Source organism: Egicoccus sp. AB-alg2, from assembly GCF_041821065.1.
GTDB lineage: Bacteria > Actinomycetota > Nitriliruptoria > Nitriliruptorales > Nitriliruptoraceae > Egicoccus.
In genome coordinates this window covers 78,370-94,328 of sequence record NZ_JBGUAX010000006.1, presented here as the reverse complement: position 1 = coordinate 94,328, position 15,959 = coordinate 78,370, and the positions used below count along the sequence as shown (strand labels likewise).

The 15,959-nt window shown below is 74.4% G+C and carries 16 protein-coding genes; 7 read left to right on the top strand and 9 right to left on the bottom strand.

What is annotated here, in order from left to right; genetic code table 11:
* Positions 1-22: 22 nt before the first annotated feature.
* The 5 genes from ACERM0_RS12700 to ACERM0_RS12680 all read right to left on the bottom strand — a co-directional run bounded on the left by ACERM0_RS12700 (position 23) and on the right by ACERM0_RS12680 (position 4,615).
* Positions 23-937, bottom strand: coding sequence for a dihydrodipicolinate synthase family protein (locus tag ACERM0_RS12700; protein WP_373678975.1), 915 nt, complete (start codon positions 935-937; stop codon positions 23-25).
* Positions 934-1,851 (bottom strand): MSMEG_6728 family protein, encoded by a 918-nt coding sequence (locus ACERM0_RS12695; RefSeq protein ID WP_373678974.1) that lies wholly within the window; start codon positions 1,849-1,851, stop codon positions 934-936. Before ACERM0_RS12695 ends, ACERM0_RS12700 begins: the two co-directional genes overlap by 4 nt.
* 61 nt (positions 1,852-1,912) lie before the next feature.
* Positions 1,913-2,380 (bottom strand): NUDIX domain-containing protein, encoded by a 468-nt coding sequence (locus tag ACERM0_RS12690; RefSeq protein ID WP_373678973.1) that lies wholly within the window; start codon positions 2,378-2,380, stop codon positions 1,913-1,915.
* Complete coding sequence (locus ACERM0_RS12685) at positions 2,377-4,143, bottom strand: proline--tRNA ligase (protein ID WP_373678972.1); 1,767 nt, start codon at positions 4,141-4,143, stop codon at positions 2,377-2,379. Before ACERM0_RS12685 ends, ACERM0_RS12690 begins: the two co-directional genes overlap by 4 nt.
* 61 nt (positions 4,144-4,204) lie before the next feature.
* Entirely contained in the window at positions 4,205-4,615 is a 411-nt protein-coding gene (locus ACERM0_RS12680) for a putative signal transducing protein (RefSeq protein ID WP_373678971.1), read from the bottom strand.
* Between the two features lie 194 nt (positions 4,616-4,809).
* Between ACERM0_RS12680 and ACERM0_RS12675 the strand changes: the two genes are divergently transcribed.
* On the top strand, positions 4,810-5,091 hold the full coding sequence (locus ACERM0_RS12675) for an acylphosphatase (RefSeq protein WP_373678970.1): 282 nt from the start codon (positions 4,810-4,812) through the stop codon (positions 5,089-5,091).
* On the opposite strand, the gene ACERM0_RS12670 is transcribed toward ACERM0_RS12675, so the two are convergent.
* A complete protein-coding gene (locus ACERM0_RS12670; protein ID WP_373678969.1) occupies positions 5,064-6,656 on the bottom strand; it encodes a nitrilase-related carbon-nitrogen hydrolase in 1,593 nt (530 codons plus the stop codon). The two genes, ACERM0_RS12675 and ACERM0_RS12670, sit on opposite strands and share 28 nt — an antisense overlap.
* Before the next feature lie 73 nt (positions 6,657-6,729).
* The gene (locus ACERM0_RS12665; protein WP_373678968.1) at positions 6,730-7,725 is read right to left on the bottom strand and encodes a helix-turn-helix domain-containing protein; all 996 of its coding nucleotides are present in this window, start codon (positions 7,723-7,725) and stop codon (positions 6,730-6,732) included.
* Between the two features lie 147 nt (positions 7,726-7,872).
* Between ACERM0_RS12665 and ACERM0_RS12660 the strand changes: the two genes are divergently transcribed.
* The 4 genes from ACERM0_RS12660 (at position 7,873) to ACERM0_RS12645 (ending at position 12,775) form a co-directional block, all read left to right on the top strand.
* Positions 7,873-9,240, top strand: coding sequence for a DJ-1/PfpI family protein (locus ACERM0_RS12660; protein ID WP_373678967.1), 1,368 nt, complete (start codon positions 7,873-7,875; stop codon positions 9,238-9,240).
* Positions 9,231-9,920: a cyclase family protein gene (locus ACERM0_RS12655; protein ID WP_373678966.1), complete on the top strand. Its 690-nt coding sequence runs from the start codon at positions 9,231-9,233 to the stop codon at positions 9,918-9,920. Before ACERM0_RS12660 ends, ACERM0_RS12655 begins: the two co-directional genes overlap by 10 nt.
* A gap of 79 nt (positions 9,921-9,999) precedes the next feature.
* Positions 10,000-11,514 (top strand): cryptochrome/photolyase family protein, encoded by a 1,515-nt coding sequence (locus tag ACERM0_RS12650; RefSeq protein ID WP_373678965.1) that lies wholly within the window; start codon positions 10,000-10,002, stop codon positions 11,512-11,514.
* A gap of 172 nt (positions 11,515-11,686) precedes the next feature.
* Complete coding sequence (locus tag ACERM0_RS12645; protein WP_373678964.1) at positions 11,687-12,775, top strand: aminotransferase class V-fold PLP-dependent enzyme; 1,089 nt, start codon at positions 11,687-11,689, stop codon at positions 12,773-12,775.
* 24 nt (positions 12,776-12,799) lie between these two features.
* Here the strand turns inward: ACERM0_RS12645 and ACERM0_RS12640 are convergent, their stop codons facing one another.
* On the bottom strand, positions 12,800-14,044 hold the full coding sequence (locus ACERM0_RS12640; protein WP_373678963.1) for an MFS transporter: 1,245 nt from the start codon (positions 14,042-14,044) through the stop codon (positions 12,800-12,802).
* 257 nt (positions 14,045-14,301) lie between these two features.
* Between ACERM0_RS12640 and ACERM0_RS12635 the strand changes: the two genes are divergently transcribed.
* Positions 14,302-15,177 carry a hypothetical protein gene (locus ACERM0_RS12635; protein ID WP_373678962.1) on the top strand — a complete coding sequence of 292 codons (876 nt, stop codon included), beginning with the start codon at positions 14,302-14,304 and terminating at the stop codon, positions 15,175-15,177.
* Positions 15,178-15,208: 31 nt separating this feature from the next.
* Here the strand turns inward: ACERM0_RS12635 and ACERM0_RS12630 are convergent, their stop codons facing one another.
* A complete protein-coding gene (locus tag ACERM0_RS12630; protein WP_373678961.1) occupies positions 15,209-15,430 on the bottom strand; it encodes a DUF2905 domain-containing protein in 222 nt (73 codons plus the stop codon).
* Positions 15,431-15,553: 123 nt separating this feature from the next.
* Here ACERM0_RS12630 and ACERM0_RS12625 point away from each other — a divergent pair, with 123 nt between their 5' ends.
* Positions 15,554-15,931, top strand: a complete 378-nt coding sequence (locus ACERM0_RS12625; RefSeq protein ID WP_373678960.1) for a hypothetical protein — start codon at positions 15,554-15,556, stop codon at positions 15,929-15,931.
* Positions 15,932-15,959: the final 28 nt, after the last annotated feature.

Here is a 15,959-nt window from a genome sequence, read left to right as displayed (position 1 = left end):
GTCACCGCGTGGCCGAGCGGGGTCAGCGCAGCAGGGCGCTGCGCACGTGGTCGAGCCGTGCCGGTGGGACGGACTGCAGCGGCGGCCGGCACCAGCGCTCGGTCAGGACCCCGTCCAGTTGCAGGGCGGCCTTCAGCACGGCCGGCAGGGCGGCATCGACGGCGGCCAGCGACTCGACGGTCCGGGTGAGGTTCGCCTGTAGCCGCTCGGCCGTCGCGTCATCACCGGCGGCCACCGCGGCGTGCAGTGCCACGACCTGCCGCTGGCGGAGGTTGGCGACGGCGGTGATCGATCCGTCGACGCCCGCCAGGAGCGCGGCCCGCAGGGTGGGACCGTGGCCGGTCAGCACCGCGAAGTCGGGCAGGTCCGCCGCGACGGCGGCGAAGCGGGCACGACGGTCGGCGTCGGGAGACGAGTCCTTCATCCCGACCACACGTGGGTGTGCGGCCAGATCCGGCAGCGACTCGGGGGTGAGCGAGGACCCGGTCAGCTGGGGGATGTGGTAGACGAGGGTTGGCACGGACGTCCGTTCCGCGACGCCGAGGTGGAGGTCGACCAGCTCGCTCGGCCGCAGCGGATAGGTGTGCGGCGCGAGCACGAGCACCGCGTCGGCACCGGCGCCGGCCAGCCGCTCGACGTCCGCGTCCAGGTCGGTGACGGTCGGGCCGGAGGCCCCGGCGATCACGGCCGGACGCCGTTCGCCGTCGGCGGCGACCAACGCGTCGACGACGCCGCGCGCGGCGCGGGTGAGTGTCTCGCGCTGGAACGGCTCGAGCAGCGTGCCCTCACCGGTCGTGCCGGCGAGCACCACGCCGGTGGCGCCGTCGTCGATAGCTCGGCGGACCAGCACCTCGACGTCGCCGGTGTGGATGTCGCCGCGCTCGTCGATCGGGGTGACGAGGGCGACGAGGCTGCCGTGCAGGCCACTGGTCGTCATGGGGAGCTCCGGGCCGGGAAGGCGGTCGTGTGAGGGGTGCCGTCCGTCCCGCACTCCGTACCGGCGTACGTGTCGGCGGCGTGTCCGGCGGCGACACGCACGGCCGGTTCGTCGTGCAGCGGGAAGACGGTCTGCGGGTCCTGCAGCGCCGCCGGGAAGTCCAAGGCAGCGCGCGGCAGGCGGCCGAGCCATCTGACCCGGCGGACGTGGTGGCCGTCGTGCAGGCGGTGGTTCCCCGTCACCCGGGCGACGCGGAGGTCGGCACCGTCGGGAACCAGGAGCACGTCACCTTCGACGATCTCCTCGACCAGCCGCGCGGCCTGCCGCAGCCGCTTCGTGAGCCGGCCGGGGCGGGCGTCGAGCGGCACCCACGGGTCCTCGCCGGGTTCTGCCACGACCGCGACCTCGCCGCCGCGTACCTCGCCGCGCACCACCCAGGCCTCGCGCCGGCCCGGCCCGGCCGCCGCTGCCGGTGGCTGCGGCCACACGTAGTCGAGGTCGTCCGGGACGTCCGGGAAGCGGGTCCGGTAGTGGTCGGGGTCCTTGCGCACCAGCGCCGAACGGTGGGAGCGGTGCAGCGGCTCCCAACCCAGCCACGGCGGCAGGCCCCCGGTGCGCGCCAGCTGACGTTGCGTCGCCGGCACGCCTGGGTGGACGAACTCGGCCATCAGGGCCCGTGTGGTGTCGGCGTGGCCGCGGTCGGTCCAGGCGTCGACCACCGCCAGGCCGTAGGCGACGAGTGCCGCGGTGTGGCCTCGCCACATCGTGACGGCCGGGTGGCTGCGCCAGCCATAGCCGTCGAGGTGGAGCGCCCGCAGGATCTGCAGGGTCTCCACCCGCTGCTTGCCCAGCCGCCGGTCGTCCAGTGCGGTCGCGCTGGCCGCGAAGTCGGGGAAGGGAAGGAAGGTCTGCATCGACGCGACGGTAGGGCGGCCGGTGCCCCGGCGGCGAGCCACCGCTGTCCCCATGGGCGGGTCAGCCGGCGACGGCTGCCCGCAGCCGCTCCAGGAATGCCCGCTGGGCCGTCACGAGCTTGTCTTCGGCCGTGGCGGGGTCGAACCACGCCACCCGGTCCACCTCGGGGAACGCCTGCTCGCGACCCGACCCCTTCGGCCACTCCATGGTGAAGGTGCCGGGCTCGATGGCGTCGGGATCGAGGTCGGCGTGCAGGGCGAACGCGCTCACCACCTTGCCGCCCGACTGGCTGACCTCGCCGAGCGCGACGACCTCGCCGTCGGGCACCGGAACGCCGAGTTCCTCGGTGAACTCGCGGCGGGCCGCCGCGAGCGGTGCCTCGTCGTCGGCGTACTCGCCCTTCGGGATGCTCCACGCGCCGGCGTCGCGGCGGGCCCAGAACGGCCCGCCCATGTGCGCCAGCAGCACCTGCAGGTCACCGTCGACGAACCGGTACAGCAGCAGTCCGGCGCTGCGGCGCGCGGTCACCGTCGCTCCTCGCCGCAGATGGCGACCAGGTGTTCCACGGCCGTGTCGAGCGCGACCTCGCTCCGCTCGCCACTGCGCCGGTCGCGGACCTCGACGACGCCGTCCTGCAGCCGTTTGCCGACCACGACGATGGTGGGCACACCGAGCAGCTCCGCGTCCTTGAACTTCACCCCGGCGCTCAGCCGCGGCCGGTCGTCGAGGAGCACGCGGACGTTCGCGGCCTGCAGGTCCGCGGCCAGCCGCTCCGCCGCTTGCTCGACGGCGTCGTCCTTGCCGGCGACGACGACGTGGACGTCCGCCGGCGCCACGGCACGCGGCCAGCACAGGCCGAGCTCGTCGACCGTGGTCTCCGCGATCGCGGCCACCGCCCGCGACACGCCGATGCCGTACGAGCCCATGGTGACCGTCACGAGCTTGCCGTGCTCGTCGAGGACGCGCAGATCGAGGGCCTCGGCGTACTTGCGGCCGAGCTGGAAGATGTGGCCGATCTCGATACCGCGGGCCAGCTCCAGCGGGCCCGAGCCGTCGGGCGCCGGGTCACCGGCGCGGACCTCGGCCGCCTCGATGGTGCCGTCGGGCCGGAAGTCACGGCCGCAGACGAGGTCGAAGACGTGCCGGCCGGCCTCGTTGGCACCCGTCAGCCACCGGGTGCCCTCGACCACGCGCGGGTCGACGAGGTAGCGGATCCCGCCGGGAGCGTCTTCGCCGAGCACCTGCGGGCCGATGTAGCCCTTGACCAGCACCGGGTGGGCGGCGAAGTCCTCGTCGGTGAACGGTTCGACGACCGCCGGGTCGACCTGCGCCTGGAGCCGCTTGGTGTCGACGTCGCGGTCACCGGGCACGCCGACGACCAGCGGTGCACGCGTGCCGTCGACCGCGCGCAGCATGACGACGACGTTCTTGAGGGTGTCGGCGGCGTGCCACGGGCGGTCGGGACGCGGCAGGTGCTCGTTGGCGAAGGCGACCAGCGTCTCGATCGTGGGCGTGTCGGGCGTGTCCTCGACGTGTGCCGGCGGCGCGTCGTCGTAGGGGAGTGGCCCGGGCACCGGCGTGGCGACCGCCTCGACGTTGGCGGCGTACCCGCCGGGGGAGCGGACGTAGGTGTCCTCGCCGACGGGCGTGGGGCAGAGGAACTCCTCGCTGGTGGAACCGCCCATGGCGCCCGACACGGCCGACACGACGACGTAGTCGAGTCCGAGCCGGTCGAAGATCCGGACGTAGGCGTCCCGGTGACGCCGGTAGGCGGCTTCCAGCCCGGCGTCGTCGACGTCGAACGAGTACGAGTCCTTCATGACGAACTCGCGGGCGCGCAGCAGCCCCGCCCGCGGCCGGGCCTCGTCGCGGTACTTGGCCTGGATCTGGTACAGGCTCAGCGGCAGGTCCTTGTAGGACGAGTACAGGTCCTTGACCAGCAGCGTGAACATCTCCTCGTGCGTGGGCGCCAGCAGGTGGTCGGCGCCGCGCCGGTCCTGCAGCCGGAACAGCGCGTCGCCGTACTCCGTCCATCGGCCACTGCGTTCGTAGGCCTCGCGCGGCAGCAGCGCCGGGAAGTGGACCTCCTGGGCGATGCGGTCCATCTCCTCGCGGATGATCCGCTCGACGTTGCGGAGCACGAGGTGCCCGAGCGGCAGCCACGTGTGCAGGCCGGCGCCGGCACGGCGGACGTAGCCGGCCCGCACCAGGGCGGTGTGGCCGGGCAGCTCCGCGTCGACCGGGTCGTCACGCAGGGTGCGTAGGAAGAGATCGGACAGGCGCAGAAGCACGGCGAAGCAGCTCCGTCGAGGTGGATGGTCGGGCAGGCGTGCCGCGGCCGGGCGGCGCGGATCAGCGCAGCAGGTCGAGCACGGTCGAGGCCGCGAGGAACAGCAGCAGGACGAGCGCGACCGCGACGACGGCGCGGACCACGCGGCCCGGTCCGCCGGCGGTCTCGTCCGCGGGCAGCGTGGCGGTGGCGGGCGCGCCGACGACGTCCTGGCCACCGGCGGCCAGCGCGGCCGCCTCCAGTTCCGCGTCGTCGAGGACGTCGTCGCGCAGTTCGCGACGCAGGAGCCGCTCGGCCTCCTGCTGGCGGTCGTCGGGGACGACCACGGCGGTGCCGCCGATGCCGAACGGGATGTCCGGGTGCACGCCGCCGGCGTCGTCGCCGGACACGTAGGCGGGGATGCCGGCGTCCTCCAGGACGGAGCGGGCCAGCTCGGCGTCGGCGCGGCTGGTGAAGCGTTCGATGCGGCCCATGATGCCTCCCCTCCGGACGCCGGTGTTCGCCGGCAGCGTCGAGTCTAGGGAGGGGGCGGGTCGTCGACACGGAGCGGGTGCGGAGCGGCTCCGGGACCGATCGGGCGACCGATCGCCCGCCCGGCAGACCGGGCCGGCAACCGGCAGGATGCGGACGTCGTCCGACACCTCGTTCCGACGCCCGGAGGCTGCCCGTGACCACGAACGTCGCTCGGCACCTCACCGTGCGCGGCCGCGTCCAGGGCGTGTTCTTCCGGGCCCGGACGCGCGAGCAGGCGCGACGTCACGGACTCACCGGCTGGGTCGCCAACCGCGCCGACGGCAGCGTCGAGGCCTGGCTCGAAGGGCCGCCCGACGCCGTCGAAGCGGTGGAGCGCTGGATCCGTGACGGCGGCCCGCCGCGCGCCGTGGTCACCGAGGTGGAAGCGGCCGAGGACACCCCTGCCGGTCACGACCGCTTCGACGTGCGCCACTGACCCCCGGTCGCGTGCGGGTTCCCGGTCGCGGCGCGTCGGCGCCCGGCGAGCGGCACCAGGACGAGGCCGGCCATCGCGACGTGGGCGACGACGTCACCGATTCGGGCGTAGGCGGTCGCACGGCCCGCGACCGGCAGGTCGACGGCGAAGCTGCGGGCGGGGCCGACCGCCTCCTGCACCGTCAGGACGCGGCCGAGCGCGTCGACGGCGATCGAGCGGGCGCCCTGCGCCGGGCGCACCATGGCGAATCCGTTCTCGATGGCACGCGGGACGGCCATGTGCGGGTGCAGCGGGTCGATGACCGGCGTGTCGTCGGCCGGGTTGACCATGACGTCCAGGCCGGCCCGCCCGGCCTGGCGGATGAGCGGCGGAAAGTCGTGGTCGAAGCAGATGGCGGCCCCGATCCGGCCCCACGGGGTGTCCATCCAGGCGATGCGTCCGTCGCCGGCCCGTGAGCCCTCGCCTGGTGCGGGGAACGACTTCAGGTAGGTGAACGCCACCTCGCCGTCGGGCGTCACGCCGACCACCTGGTTGTCGGCCGGTTCGCCGGTCCCGATCACGACCATGCCCATGAACAGCGCGATGCCGTGCTCGGCGGCGAACGCCTGCCCGCGACCGACCAGCGCGTCGGCCTCCTCACGGAAGACCAGGGCGTTGTCCTCGGCCCAGACGACGACCTGTGCCCCGGCGGCGATCTCGCGCTCGCTGAGCTCGAAGAGCCGGTCGTGCAACGCCGTGAGCTCGTCGGTCAAGGCCTCGCGGTCGTCGTGCTCCAGCGGCATGCCCTGCCGGACTGGGCTCCAGGTCCGCACCAGGATCTCGTCGTTCTCGACCACGACGCCGGCTACACGTACCGTCGCCTCCGGCGCAGCCGCGAGGGCCAGCCGGGCTCCGCCGGCGGTCAGCACGAGGACCAGCAGCATCAGTGCGCCGGCCCCGAGGCGGCGGGCCTGCCGGTCGGCGACACCGCGGTCCCACACCAGATTCGCCACCGCCGCCGTCCAGGCGACGAGGAACGCGATGCCCCACTGACCGGTCACGGCGAGCAGTTGCAGCAGCGGCAGTTGGCCGTACTGGCTGTGCACCACGGCGGCCCACGCACCGATCGGACTGCCTTCGAGGAGCGGCAGGTACACCAGCGCGTACTCGACCGAGATCCAGGCGAACGGCAGCAGCAGCGTTCGGGGTCCCGGCCGCAGTCGTGGGCCGAGCAGCCGGTCGACCACGTAGGGCAGGAAGAACACGGTGGCCAGCCCCGCCAGGAGCAGCGGCGGCACCGGCCACTGCGCGTGCCAGGCGACGGCGAACGCGAGGGCGTACGTCACCCCGGCGCTCACCAGCCCGGTCGTGCGCGGCGTGGTCCGCACGAACCGCAGCAGCAGCACCGGCGCCAGCCAGGCCAGGACGGGCACGGCGTGGTTGGACGTCGACGCCGCGACGCACAGGCCGGCGGCACCCAGGAGCACCAGGGGTGCCAGCCGTCGCGTGGGCGTCCGCCGGGCGTCGCCCGGGTCGGCTGGCCCGGACGTCGGCAGCTGACGGGCATCGGTGGTCGGCGCAGCCATGTCGGTCCTCGTCGGTCGGCTGCGGTGATGCTGCCGACGCGTGCTGCCGCCCGACCGACCGCGTGACGGCCAGCTACCGCTGGGTTCCTGCCAACGGTCGCGGACCGGCGGAGTCGTCCGAGGTGCCGCGGAACGTGAACCGGTAGGCCCGCGGCGAGGTGGCCAGCCGCTGCGCGAAGTGATGGCGCAGCGTGGCGGCGGACGCGAACCCGCAGCGGTGCGCCACCCAGTCGACCGTCCCGTCGGTGGTCTCCAGCAGCCGCCGCGCCAGGGTGAGGCGCTGCTCCAGCAGCCATTCGCCGGGGGTGGTGCCGGCGACCTGACGGAAGCGGCGGGCGAAGGTCCGCGGGCTCATCGAGGCGTGCCGGGCGAGCACCCCGACCGACAGCGGCTCGTCCAGCCGCGTCAGTGCCCACTCCAGGGTCGGCTGCAGCTCCGAGCCGCGACCCGGCGCCGCGAGGGGACGTTCGATGTACTGCGCCTGCCCGCCTTCGCGGTGCGGCGGCGTCACCACCATGCGCGCGACACCGTTGGCCACCTCGGCGCCGTGGTCGAGGCGCACCAGGTGCAGGCACAGGTCCAGGCCGGCCGCCGTGCCGGCCGACGTCAGGATCTGCCCGTCGTCGACGTAGAGCACCCGTGGGTCCAGCCTCACCCTGGGGAAGCGGGTGCGGAACCGATCGGCGTAGGCCCAGTGGGTGGTCGCCGGCCGCCCGTCGAGGAGGCCCGCAGCCGCCAGCACGAACGCACCGACGCAGATGGAGACCAGGCGCGTGCCGCGCTCGTGGGCGGCGTGGAGTGTCTCCACGAGCTCCGCGGACGGCGCCACCTCCGGGTCCGACCACCCGGGGATCAGGATCGTGTCCGCCTCCGCGAGCACGTCCAGGCGGTGCGGGGTGTCGATGGTGAAGCCGGTCGCCGTGCGGATCGGCGGGGGATCGGCCGCCACGACCCGGAAGTCGTACCAGTCCTCGGCGAGGTAGGACCGGTCCCAGCCGAACACCTCGCACGGCACGGCGAGGTCGAAGGTCAGACAACCCTGGTTGATGACGGCGGCGACCCGGTGCATGCGCCGGACTGTACGCGGCCCGGGCCGTGGGGCGGGCGGCTTCGCGCCGCGGGCTGGCAGGAAGTGCGCGCCCTCTGGCCGCCGTCGGTGCGGTCGAGCGGCCCGCCGCGGGGGAGGGTGCTCGCCACATCCCGACGAGGAACTTCGATGAGGAACACCTTGCGCCGTGGCCGGCTGGCCTCGCTCCTGCGGCACCTGTTCGGTGCGACGCTGCCCGTCCTGCTGTTCACGATGCTCACCCTGAGCCTCAACCTGTCGGCGACGGCCACCTCGCCGCGGCCTGCCCCCCTCGACCCACCGCCGCCACCAACGCCGGACCCGGACCGGCCGACCGCGGTCGTGGTCGCCGGGGCCACCGGCGCGGAGAGCCTCGACGTCCTGGCCCCCGTCGGGGTGCTGGCGACTTCCGGCCACTTCGACGTCGTCACCGCGGCACCACGGCGCGAGGTGCTGCCGCTGTTCCCCGGCTCCCCTCGGCTACGTGGTGCCGAGTTCCTGCCCCACTACGACTTCGCGGAGCTCGACCGGGCCCTCGCCGGGCCGCCGGACGTGGTGGTCCTGCCGTTCGTGCCGCGCGCCGGCGAGCCGGCGAACGCACCGCTGCTGGCGTGGCTGCGGGCCAACGTGAGCCCCGACACGGTCCTGCTCACGATCTGCGGCGGCTCGTGGGTCGCGGCCGAGGCCGGTCTACTCGACGGTCGTTCGGCGACCACCCACCGCAACCTGTTCACGATGTTGGAGGCGCGGCATCCGGCAACCGACTGGGTCCGCGGCCGTCGTTGGGTCGAGGACGGCAACGTGGTGTCCTCGGCCGGCATCACCGCCGCAGTGGACGCGTCGCTGCGGGTCGTCGAGCGGTTCGCCGGACGCGGCGAGGCGTCGGCGACCGCTCGGCGGTTGGGCTATCGGCACCTGCACCTGCTCGACGAGCCCGGTTTCACGGTGCCGGTGGCGTCGCGCGCCACCTGGCGGGCGAACTCGGCCTGGCGCATCGACCGCACGGATGTCGGCGTCGTCGTCGGCGACGGCGTCGGCGAGTTGGAACTGGCCGCGGTCGTCGACCTGTACCCGCGCACGGGGGCGAGCACGGTGCAGCTGGTCGGTGACGGCGTCGTCACGACCCGGCACGGGCTCCACCTGGTGTCGACGACCTCCTGGGACGCGGCCGCCGGCCTGGACCGGCTGGTCGTTCCGGGTCACGGATCGCCCGGTGCCGCCGCGGAGGTGCAGGCGCTGGCCGACGGTGCCGGCCCACCGGTCACCCACCTCGGCCACGACCCCACGACGTTCGCCTTCGACGCGGCGCTGGTCGACCTCGCGACGCACGACTCGCGCTCGGCGGCCGCACTCGTCGCCACCGGGGTCGAGTACCCGTTGCCGACGCCGCTACCGGGTCGCCGCTGGCCCCTCGAGGTGGTGATGATTCCGGCCCTGCTCGCCGCCATGGGCGCAGGTGCGACGATGTGGCGGCGGCGACGTGCCGCGACGACCAGGGAGGCAGCCCGGTGGGCGTGACCGTCATCGACCTCAGCCACCCGATCCACGACGGCATGCCGGGCTATCCCGGCCTGCCGGGCCCGCGGGTCGGCCTGCACCTGTCGCACGCCGAGTCGCGCTCGCGCTACGACGACCGGGCAGAGTTCGCCATCGGTCGGCTCGAGCTCGTCGGCAACACCGGCACCTACCTCGACAGCCCGTTCCACCGCGATCCCGACGGGCCGGACGTCAGCCGGTTGCCGCTCGACCGGCTGGTCGAGCTGCCGACGCTCGTGCTCGACGCCCGTGAGGCGGCGGCCGGCGGCCGCGACCTCGACCTGGCCTTACCCGACCCGGAACGCCTGGTCGGGACCGCCGTGCTGGTGCGCACCGACTGGGACCGGCGGTGGGGGCGCGAGGACTACTGGGAGCCGGGACCGTTCCTCGGCGGCGAGCTGGTGGCGCGGCTGGTGGCCGCACGCCCGGCCGTCGTGGGGGTCGACTTCTGGAACGTCGACGACACTGCCGACCCGACCCGGCCGGCGCACACGCACCTGCTGCGGGCCGGGATCGTCGTCGTCGAGCACCTCTGCCACCTCGCGGACCTCCCCGCCGGGGCGACGACGTCGTTCGTGCCGTTGGCCGTCCAGGGCGCACCCTCGCTGCCGATCCGCGCCTTCGCCGTCGCCCGCTCGCCGGCCGTCACGTCCGACGGCTGATCCACGGTCTGGAGGCACGCCGGACGGTGTCGGCGGCGGGTCCGAACCATTGCTGCGGGCGGCGCGAAGGCGGTGGTGCATGGGCCGGACGTTGTGGGTGCTCGGCGACCAGTTGCACCCGACGGGCGGGGTGCTGGCCGGGGCCCGCCCGGGCGTCGACCGGATCCTGTTCGTGCTGTCGCTCGCCAAGCTCCGTGAGCGGCCGTGGCACCGGCAGCGCGCCCACCTGTTCGTGGCCGGCATGCGTCGGCTGGCCGTCGACCTCGAACGGCGCGGGTTCGAGGTCGACTGGCGCGAGGCGGACTCCTGGCGAGCGGGGCTCGAGGCGCACGTGCGCGACCACCGGCCGGACGCGGTCGAAGCGATGGAGCCGCTCAACCGCCGCGGTCGGGCGACGCTCGAGCGGTTGGGCGTCGAACTGCGGCGCAACGACCAGTTCCTGTGCCACTACGACGAGTTCGCCGACTGGGCGGACCGGCACCAGCGCGGGGACGGCTCGGTCCTGCTGGAGGACTTCTACCGCTGGCAGCGGCGCCGTCTCGGGGTGCTGATGGACGGAGACGCGCCGGCGGGCGGACGCTGGAACCTCGACGCCGACAACCGCCAGCCGCCACCGCGCGACGGGCGTGACTGGCCGCCCGTGACCACCAGCGCCCTGGACGAACTCGACCGCGAGGTGATGGACCACCTGGAGTCGCTGCCCGGCGTCCGGCTGTTCGGCGCACCACCGGACGGCACGTGGGCGACCTCCCGTCGCCGGGCGCTGCATCGCCTGCAGCGCTTCGTCGAGGAGGTCCTGCCCGGCTTCGGCGCCCACCAGGACGCGATGCTGCAACGGTCGTGGGCGATGCGGCACTCGCTGCTCAGCCATGCCTTGAACGCCGGCATGCTGCACCCGGGCGAGGTGGTCGAGGCGGCCGAGATCGCCTACCGCGAGGGGCGTGTCCCGCTCAACAGCGCCGAAGGGTTCGTCCGCCAGGTCGTCGGCTGGCGCGAGTTCGTGTGGGGGCTGTACTGGTGGCGCGACGCGGACTGGCGCGCGGCCAACGTGCTGGGCAACGACCAGCCGCTGCCGCCGGCGTTCACGGGCGCGGCGTCGACCGACGCCCGATGTGTCGCCACCTCCGTGGGCTGGATCGAACGCCACGCCTATGCCCACCACATCCCGCGGCTGATGGTGCTGGCCAACCTGGCCACCCTCGCCGGTGTGCGCCCGCAGGAGTTGACCGCCTGGATGCACGCGTCGTTCGTCGACGGGGCCGACTGGGTGATGGTGCCCAACGTGGTCGGGATGGGCATGTACGCCGACGGCGGCAGCATGAGCACCAAGCCGTACGTCTCCGGCGGCAAGTACATCGACCGCATGAGCGACTTCTGCGGCGACTGCCGCTACGACCCGAAGCAGCGCGTGGGTGAGCGGGCGTGCCCCTTCACCACCCTGTACTGGGACTTCCTCGACCGTCATCGCGACGTGTTGGCGGACAACCGCCGACTGGCCCGGCCCTACGCGACGCTCGAGCGCCTCGCGGACGTCGAGGAGGTGCGGCGACGGGCCAAGGAGGTCCGGGCCCGACTGGCGGCCGGCACGCTCTGACCCGCGGCCGTTCACCGGACCCGCCGCTACCCCGACGCGGTTCCCCACCGGCGCCAGGCGGACCTGCTCGGTGGTGCGGTCTCGGACCGCCAGCACGGCGTCGGTCGCCACCAACAACCACCGACGGGCCGCCCGGGCAGTAGCGTCCCCGTACGCGACTGAGGAGCAGGTGGTGACGGTCCGGACGGAAGCCAGCCTCGACCCGGCAACCCGCGTGGCGGCGGCGCGCGAGGAGTTCGCGCCCGACGTCGTCTATCTCAACAGTGCCAGCCTCGGCCTGCCGCCGCGACGGACGCTCGCCGCCCTGGAGCGCACGCTCGACGAATGGCGCCGCGGCACGGTCGAGGCGCCGGGCTTCGACACCGTCGTCGAGGCCAGCCGTCGGGACTACGCGCGCCTGGTCGGCGTGGACCCGTCCTGGGTCGCCGTGGGCTCGCAGGTGTCCGCGTTCGTCGGCATGGTGGCCGCGTCGTTGCCGGCCGGGAGCGAGGTGCTGACTTCGACCGGCGACTTTACGAGCGTGGTGTTTCCCTTCCTCGCCCGCAGCGGGCAGGGCGTGCAGGTACGGGAGGTGCCGCTGGAGGGCCTCCCGGACGCCGTCACGGCGGCGACCAGCCTGGTGGCCGTCTCCGCCGTGCAGTCCGCCGACGGCCGGATCGCCGATCTCGACGCGCTCGTGGAGGCCTGCGAAACGACCGGGACCCGCACGCTCGTCGACACCACGCAGGCCGTCGGCTGGCTGCCCGTCGACCCGCGCCGGTTCAGCTACACCGTCGATGCCGGCTACAAGTGGCTGCTGGCCCCGCGGGGCACGGCGTTCTTCACGGTCGGTCCCGCTCACCGCGACGCGCTGCACCCGGTGCACGCCAACTGGTACGCGGGCGAGGACCGCTGGGCGAGCCTCTACGGCAGCCCGCTGCGGCTGGCCGAGGACGCTCGTCGGTTCGACCTGTCACCGGCCTGGCAGGCGTGGGTCGGGCAGGCCGCCTCGCTGGAGTTCCTGCTGGAGGTGGGTACCGAGGCCCTGCACTCCCACGCCACGGCCCTCGCGCACCGGTTCTGTGACGCGGTAGGGCTGCCGTGGCACGGCTCCGCCATCGTGTCCGCCGCCACGGACGACGCGGTACCGGAGCTGCTGCGGCGCGCCGCCATCGCCGCGGCGACCCGGGCCGGCCGGCTCCGCCTGTCCTTCCACGTCTGCAACGGCGAGGACGACGTCGACCGCGCGGCACAGGTGCTGCGGGGCCACGTGCACGCCTGAGCGTCGTCGCGACGCTGGGCGCCGTCAGCGTGACTCGGCGCGTTGGCGACGTTGGAGTCGCACACCGGCGAATGCGCCGAGCGACGCCACGGTGATGGCGACCAGCATCGCCCAGCGCGGTCCGAACCGGTCGGCCGCCGCGCCGTCGATGACGGCCGCGACGGGCCGGTTGCCGAGGAATGCCACGCTCCACAACGCCATGACACGGCCGCGCAGGGCGTCCGGCACCCGCCGTTGCAGGACGGTCGTGAAGCCGGTCAGCGCCAGCACGAACCCGACGCCGGTGAGCCCGAAGCCGGCGACCGCCACCCAGGGCGCCGGCGCCACGGCCGACACGACCAGCCCGGCGGCGATCGTGAGGCAGCCGCCGGTGGCCACCTCGAGACTGCCGACGCTGCGCTGCAGGCGGCCCGACACCGCCGCTGCCGGCACGGCCGCCACCCCGAAGGCGCTGACGAGCACGGCCGCGAGCGTGTCGGCCCCACCGACCGCCTGCGCGAGCGACGGGGCGAGGGTGATGGCGGGGTCGGCGGCGAAGCCGGTGGCGGCGACCGCGGCGAGGAGCAGGAGCAGCACCGGATCGGCGCGGACGTGGCGCAGGCCCGCCCGCACCGAGCGGTCCCGGTGGGCGGGCTCGGTGCGCGGGCGGGGGTGGACGACGAGCAGCGCTGCGATGAGGACCAGGAAGCTGACGGCGTTCAGCACGAACGCCGGTTCCGCACCCAGCGTGGCCAGCAGCACGCCCGAGGTCGCCGGCCCGAGCGCGCGTCCCATGTTGAAGGTCAGCGACGTCAGCGCCACCGCGGCCTCGAGGTCCGGGTCGTCGACGAGCGCGGGGACGAGTGCGTTCAGGGCCGGTGCGGCGAACGCCTGGCCGATCCCGATGCCGAGGGCGCACGCCACGATCGGCCAGGCACCCAATCCCTCGACGCCCAGGACCACCGACGCGACGGCCAGCGCCGTCGCCGCCGCCGCCGCGAACGCCTGGGCGGCAAGCAGCAGGCGACGGCGGTCGACGCGGTCGGAGAGGGCACCGCCGACGGGGGAGAGCAGCAGCAGCGGTCCGAACTGGGCCACCGAGACGAGGCCGACGAGCAGGGCCGAGCCGCTCAGCCGGAAGACCACGACGGCCGCCGTCACGTTGAACAGCCAGTTGCCGCTGTTGGACACGACGTTGCCGAGGAACCACGGTCCGAAGGCCCGGTCGCGCAGCAGTTGCGGGGTGGTCCGCGGCGTGGCGCGTGGTGCGGAGGCGGGTGGTCGGGTCACCGGCCCGACGCTACCGGAGCCCGCCCTTCGGCCGTCACCGGCCACCCGGGCCCAGGGGTGCCGCTGGCCGCCGCGAAGGCGCGACCCGGTCACCCGGGCCCCGGCCGTCAGCCGTGGCGCGCGGGTACCCTCGCGTCGTGGCCCCCGAGCCGCCGCCTGTACCGCCGCCGCAGTCGGGGAGCCCTGCTGCCGCCCGCGTCCGCTCACCCCGGTCGCACCCTCTCGCCTCGAGCTCCTCCCCTCGCCGGAGCGCCCTCATGCCCTCCACCGACGTCGCTCCCACGACGCAGCCAGCCGACGTGCCCACGGGCCGCTACAACCGGGTCGGTGGTGACGTCGAGGTCCGGGTCGACCGTGATCCCAGCGGCGCGGTCCGGGTCCGCGGCACCTGGCGCCGGCTGTGGCTGCTCGCGGCCTGGACGCTACCGCTGCTGCTGATCGAGGCGGGCCTGCTCTACGCGGTCTGGGTCGCGTTGCCCGTCGCGGGGCCGGTCGTCCTGGCGGTCGCCGCCGCGGCGCTGGCCGTCCACGGCTGGCGCGGGCTCCGTCATGTGCTGCGTGTCGTGCGGCCGTTGCTGCTGGTCGACGGCACGGGCATCCGCGGCGCCGCCCTGGACCGTGCCGTCCCCTGGGACGAGGTCGAGGAGATCCGGCGCACGGACGCCGCCCGTGGCCCGCAGGTGAGCTACCTCACCCGCGACGGCGGCAGCCCGACGCTGTCGCCGGCCGACCTGCCGACCGAACTGTTGCTCGACCTGCTCGTGCCGGCCGACGTGCCGGTCGCGCTCGGTCACCCCTCCGACGACCCCGTCGAGCTCACGGTCGAGGACGGCCGGCTCGGCGTCCGCCCGGCCCGTGGGCGCGTCCTGCAGGCCGACCTCGACGACGTGCTCGCCCTGGACGTGGCGGGGGAACCGGTCGGCAACGGCCGCGTGGCCCGCCGGCTGGAACTGCTCGCGGCCGTCGAGGCCCCGGTCCCCGGCGGCCGCGCCGAGGAACTGGTCGTCGTGCCGGAGACCGTCGCCCGCGACCGCGGTCTCGTCGACGCACTGGCGCGCTTCGAACCCGCGCTGCCGCAGCGTCTGGCGGCCGCCGGCGCGGGGCGCACGGAACTGTGGTCACGCGCCGGCTGAACCGCGCAGGCCGCTGCTGGAGGTCTGGACGTCAGCGCAGCAGCCGCAGGATGACGTTCACCACGACGGTCAGCACGACCGAGGCCAGCAGCATCGAGGTGATCGGGACGAACACGCGCGTGGTGCCGCTCTGATAGCGCACGTCCCCCGGCAGCCGGCCGAACCAGCCGAGCGCACCGGTCCAGACCAGCAGACCGAGCACCACGACGCCGAGACCGGCGACGACCAGGACGGGACCAACACCTCGGCTCATGCGACCAGGGTAGGGCCAAGACCTGGACGCGGGTCCAAGGGCCCATCCCGCGATGACCTCGGCCCCCGGCACGTGCCCGCGTCTGCGCGAAGACTGCGGGAGAGCCACGATGGAGGCACGGGGATGACCACGCACGAGGCGGTGACGGCAGCCATGGACCCGGAGGTGCGGCGCGAACTCGCCCGGTGCATGGCGAACTGGGAGATGCTGGCCAACGAGTTGGCCACGATGGGGCCGCGGACGCGGGCGGAGCAGCTCGCCGTCGTGGAGGCCGAGGTGACGTCGCTGGTGCTCCCCGCGCTGGAGCAGGAGCAACGCCACCTCGCCGCGCTCGGTGACCGCGGAGACGACCTGCTGGCCGACGTGGAGGCGATGGAGATCGCGGCACGACGCCTGCACCACGTCGCCTCCGCCGGTGAGCTGCATCCGGCTGTGACCGTCTCGACCATCAGCGGCCTGGTCGACTCGTTGCGCCATCACCTGCGGCGGACGGCATCCTGAGGGCGGCGCGACGACGCCAGCCTCGGCG